Source organism: Neorhizobium petrolearium (assembly GCF_017873175.1).
Taxonomy (GTDB): Bacteria; Pseudomonadota; Alphaproteobacteria; order Rhizobiales; family Rhizobiaceae; genus Neorhizobium; species Neorhizobium petrolearium.
On the sequence record NZ_JAGGJW010000044.1, the window covers coordinates 1 to 4,556 of the forward strand.

5 protein-coding genes and 1 pseudogene are annotated in these 4,556 nt (G+C 57.6%); 4 read left to right on the forward strand and 2 right to left on the reverse strand.

Annotated elements, in window-relative coordinates; all coding sequences use genetic code 11:
• Positions 1–317 precede the first annotated feature (317 nt).
• Both J2046_RS33440 and J2046_RS33445 read right to left on the reverse strand, forming a co-directional pair.
• Positions 318–470 carry a hypothetical protein gene (locus tag J2046_RS33440; RefSeq protein ID WP_210059102.1) on the reverse strand — a complete coding sequence of 51 codons (153 nt, stop codon included), beginning with the start codon at positions 468–470 and terminating at the stop codon, positions 318–320.
• A gap of 43 nt (positions 471–513) precedes the next feature.
• Positions 514–1,428 (reverse strand): LysR family transcriptional regulator, encoded by a 915-nt coding sequence (locus J2046_RS33445; RefSeq protein WP_210059107.1) that lies wholly within the window; start codon positions 1,426–1,428, stop codon positions 514–516.
• Between the two features lie 99 nt (positions 1,429–1,527).
• Between J2046_RS33445 and J2046_RS33450 the strand changes: the two genes are divergently transcribed.
• The 4 genes and pseudogenes from J2046_RS33450 to J2046_RS33465 form a co-directional block, all read left to right on the forward strand.
• Positions 1,528–2,424, forward strand: a complete 897-nt coding sequence (locus tag J2046_RS33450) for a pirin family protein (protein ID WP_210059104.1) — start codon at positions 1,528–1,530, stop codon at positions 2,422–2,424.
• Between the two features lie 27 nt (positions 2,425–2,451).
• Complete coding sequence (locus J2046_RS33455) at positions 2,452–3,048, forward strand: NADPH-dependent F420 reductase (protein WP_210059105.1); 597 nt, start codon at positions 2,452–2,454, stop codon at positions 3,046–3,048.
• Positions 3,049–3,216: 168 nt separating this feature from the next.
• Positions 3,217–3,822 (forward strand): annotated as a pseudogene (gene wrbA, locus J2046_RS33460) (NAD(P)H:quinone oxidoreductase); the annotation flags it as partial.
• A 73-nt stretch (positions 3,823–3,895) separates the two neighbouring features.
• A partial coding sequence (locus tag J2046_RS33465; RefSeq protein ID WP_233470460.1) for an SDR family NAD(P)-dependent oxidoreductase occupies positions 3,896–4,556 on the forward strand: 661 nt, incomplete at its 3' end.

Consider the following 4,556-nt stretch of genomic DNA (forward strand, 5'->3'; position numbering starts at 1 on the left):
TATCAATCCCATCCGCAATCTCCGCCGTCATCAAAACCCGGGGAGAGTGACATTCCAACTTTGCAGAAACAGGACACTTCAACATTGCGGCTACAGCTTTTTGCCAGATAAGATGTGTTATGGAATTTCTCCGCACTTTCCAAGCTGTCCAGCACGGTGGGGTGTGTTGCGGAGATCGGCCCATTCGCGTTCAGTTGCCCCTGCCACAGACGCCGAATGCCCTCTTCGCCGGCCGAAGAACATGTAGATCAAGCCGCAGGTTCCTACGGACTGGGGGCATTCATAGACGCTGAAAGGGCGCTACGCTTCGGCGCCAATTACGCATGCTGGTGCTTTTTGTTCTCCGTAGCCGAAGCTTTGCTGGCGGCGTTCGCTGCGCTTGTGTCCGCAATGGCGACGTCGACAGTGCTGGCGGCCAGAGCGAAAGCGATGAAGCTGCGACGATTGGTGTCTTCGAGTGCATTGGTCATGGCAGCGCCACTGCAATTCCCGACTGTGGCATTTTCCAAAGTCCTAACCAGCCGCTGTTGGATCATCAATATCTTGGCTCTGGAAATGGTCGATCAAGAAGCGGGCGGCCGGTCCTGGAGGTGTGTCCGTTCGGTAAACAGCCTGAAGGCGATAAGGACCGCCCTTGCAGTCGGGGAGATCAAGGTGCACCAGACGCCCTGCCTGTATATCATCTCTCACCATTGGTTCGGGCATGTTGCCCCAGCCAATGCCTTCCTTTAGCAGCATGTGCTTGGCGCCAAGATCAGCGAGGCGCCACGTATGGTTCCCGACAACAGCAAACTCGTGCCCTTGGGTAAGAGGTGATCTGTCTGTCAAGACCAGCTGGATATGACCTCGGGCCGCGCCCGGAGGATGAGAACCACCCGCCAAGGGATGATCCGGCGAGGCGACGGGGATCAGCTTTACGAAGCCCACCCCGATGCGCTCCAGGCCCGCGATTTCGACATCAAGTGGGCCACTGATGCCGATCGCGGCGGTTCGATTGAGCACAATCTGCGTCACGGCGCCCAAGGCTTCGACATAAAGCCGAAGAGATACGCTGGGAAACTCTTCTCGAAAAGCTTTCAAGGCGTCCATGACGCGGGCGGCAGGTAGCATGACGTCCAGCGCGAGGTGCACCTCCGGCTCCACGCCGCGGAGCATACTTTTAACTTTAGCCCGGAGATTGTCGATGCCATGGGCGACGCCCTTAGCTTCAGCGAGGACCGTCCTCCCCTCCAACGTCAGCTGCGGCTTCTTCGTTGAGAGCCGGTCGAAGAGCGTGACACCCAACTGCGTTTCGAGGTTGGCAATCGTGTAGCTGATCACAGAAGTAGCACGGTTGAGCTTCCTGGACGCGGCCGCAAAGCTGCCTGTCTCGACGACCGTGATGAAAACTCTGAGCTGATCCAGCGTCGGCTGGCCGGGGTCTGACATTTCCAATTCCTCGAACGTTTTCGTCAAAATTATCTCAGTTTTCCGAAACGTCTAGTGGGCCTACCTTCAATCCATCGAATTCAACCGCCGGAGCTGACAATGTCTTATTTGTCGAACGCTGACATAGCGCAGGTTATCCTGCCCTCGACCCGTGACCTCGGAGGCTTCTCCGTCCGCCGGGCCCTGCCCGCAGCCATGCGCCAGATGGTCGGGCCGTTCATATTTCTCGACAGTTTCGGACCTGTGCGGTTCGGTGCTGGAGAAGGGATTGATACCCGCCCTCACCCACATATCGGCCTTTCAACACTCACTTACCTTCTAGAAGGTGAGCTGCTGCATCGTGACAGCGAAAGCTACGTGCAGGCGATCAACCCCGGGGAAGTCAATCTGATGGTCGCCGGTTCCGGCATTGTCCACTCGGAGAGGACGCCGGAACATATCCGCAAGGACGGCGGCAAACTCACGGGCCTGCAGAGCTGGATCGCTCTCCCTAAACAATCGGAAGAGATTGCGCCGCTCTTTCAGCACCTTGGCACCCATGAACTGCCAACGATCAATGGCGAGGGCATCGATATGAAGCTTCTCGCCGGCACCCTGCACGGACGGCGCTCACTTGCCAGAACCTTCTCTGACCTCTTCTCTGCAGAGATCCAACTTCAGGCTGGAGCCCGCTACAGGATCGACGGAGAGCATATCGAGCGAGCGATCTTCGTCGTCACCGGTACAATCGAGATCATCGGGCAAGACGGTACATATAGTCCGGATCGTCTCATCGTGTTCAAGCCGGGCGCCGAGATCGTGGTGAAAGCGAACCATCCAGCCCGGTTTCTTGCCTTCGGAGGCGAGCCGCTTCCTGAAAAGCGGTTCATCCGCTGGAATTTCGTGGCCACGGACCAGGAGCGCATTCGCCATGCTGCCGACCAGTGGCGCGAACGACAATTCCCCGGCGTGCCCGGCGACGACGAGTTCATTCCCCTCCCCGACAACTTCACCTGAAATCAAATACAACCAAGGAGAAATACCATGACGACCTATGCAATCATCGGCTCTGGTGCGATCGGCTCTGCACTGGCCGAACGTTTTCATGCAGCAGGCGTGTATGCCGTTATCGCCAATACCCGCGGTCCGGCTTCGCTTCAGTCAATCACCGAGAAGTTCGGTACCAAGGTGGAGGCGGTCGAACTCGATCAGGCTCTTCAGTCGGACGTCCTTATTCTGGCCGTGCCTTACGACGCCGTGCCGGACGTCGCCCGCAGAAAGACTGCCTGGGATGGCCGCACGATCGTCGATGCGACAAATGCAATTGACTTTCCCGCCTTCAAACCGCGCGACCTCGGTGGCCGACTATCATCGGAGATCGTCGCAGAGCTTTTTCCCGGCGCCCAGCTTGTCAAGGCGTTCAACACCCTCCCGGCCGCCGTTCTGGCTGCCGATCCGGAGAAAACGAGTGGAAAGCGCGTTCTCTTCCTATCAGGTAACTATCCGGAGGCCAGCAAGAAGGTAGCAGACCTCATTGCTCGTCTGGGTTTCGCTCCGTCTGATCTAGGCAGTTTCAAAGCCTCCGGGTCCCTTCAGCATTTCGGGCAGCCGCTGGTCGCGCTCAACCTGCTGAAGGACTGAAATCGTTCCATAGAGAGCGATTACAGGGAAGGCAATTTTGGATCTCTGGCGCCACATACAGTCGATTAAATCGAACGCTATGGATCAAATTATGCAGCTTTTATCGAACGATGAAAAAACAGATGTTGCTTTCATCGACACCAACATACCCACGGAGTTACAGAAACGACCAAGGTTCTCGTTCTCTACTACTCGTCCTACGGCCACATCGAGACAATGGCGGGCTCAATCGCTGAAGGCGCACGAAGCACCGGCGCCGATGTGACGATCAAGCGCGTCCCGGAAACTGTCCCGCTCGAAACTGCCGAAAAGGCTCATTTCAAGATCAACCAGGACGCACCGATTGCGACGGTAGCGGAACTCGCCGATTATGACGCGATCATCGTCGGTACCGGAACACGCTTCGGGCGGATGTCGTCGCAGATGGCGGCCTTCCTCGACCAGGCCGGTGGCCTGTGGGCACGGGGAGCTCTCAACGGCAAGGTGGGCGCAGCGTTCGCATCGACCGGCACCCAGCATGGCGGACAGGAAACCACCCTGTTCTCGATCATCACCAACCTCATGCACTTTGGCATGATCATCGTCGGCCTGCCCTATAGCCACCAGGGCCAGATGAGCACTGAAGAAATTGTTGGTGGCGCTCCTTACGGGGCAACGACAGTTGCCGGTGGCGACGGGTCGCGCCAGCCTTCGCAGATCGATCTCGCGGGTGCCTTCCACCAGGGCGAGATCGTCGCCCGCACTGCAGCTGCTCTTGTCGCTGCCCGCAACTAAACCCGCCTAAATCAATCTTAAAATTCAGCTCCAACCAGACCAGCCGATTGCGATCGGCTGGCAAGGAGAAGTCATGTCCTCGCTTTTCTCAAACAAGGTTGTCGCGGTCACCGGTGCAGGCTCTGGGATCGGTCGGGCGATAGCACTTGGGCTCGCTCGCGACGGCGCAACAGTACATCTGGCTGATCGCGATGCCGCCGCGCTCACCCAAACTGCAGAGCTCATCCGAGCCGAAGATGGCAGGGTGTTCACAACCGAACTTGACGTAGCAAGCGAACTCCAGGTCGTCGGATGGATCGAGCAGATCGGTTCTACATCCGGCTGTCTCCATGCGGCCTTCAACAATGCGGGTATAACCGGCCCTGCGAAGCGCATCGAAGACTATGCTCTTGAGGATTTTCAACGGGTGATCGCCGTCAATCTGCAAAGTGTTTTTCTCGGGATGAAGTACCAGATCCCGTTGATCAAGCGCAGTGGCGGTGGCTCGATCGTAAACACAGCTTCGGTCGCTGCTTTGACGGGACCAGGAGGCATGAGTGCCTACGCTGCTTCAAAGCATGGCGTGCAAGGGCTGACCCGGGTTGTCGCGATGGAAAATGCGGCGCACGGCATCCGCGTCAACGCGATTGCGCCCGGCTGGGGGACTGTCAGGAATTTTGTGTCTGAGGCCATGATGATGGAAAGGAGAATCATCACATGGCCATTGAGAAGGAACTTTTGGATCAGCTTCTCGC

Excerpts from the sequence above, each read along its gene's own strand:
- J2046_RS33440 (WP_210059102.1), bottom strand. The coding sequence starts at position 470 with ATGACCAATGCACTCGAAGACACCAATCGTCGCAGCTTCATCGCTTTC.
- J2046_RS33445 (WP_210059107.1), bottom strand. The coding sequence starts at position 1,428 with ATGTCAGACCCCGGCCAGCCGACGCTGGATCAGCTCAGAGTTTTCATC.
- J2046_RS33450 (WP_210059104.1), top strand. The coding sequence starts at position 1,528 with ATGTCTTATTTGTCGAACGCTGACATAGCGCAGGTTATCCTGCCCTCG.
- J2046_RS33455 (WP_210059105.1), top strand. The coding sequence starts at position 2,452 with ATGACGACCTATGCAATCATCGGCTCTGGTGCGATCGGCTCTGCACTG.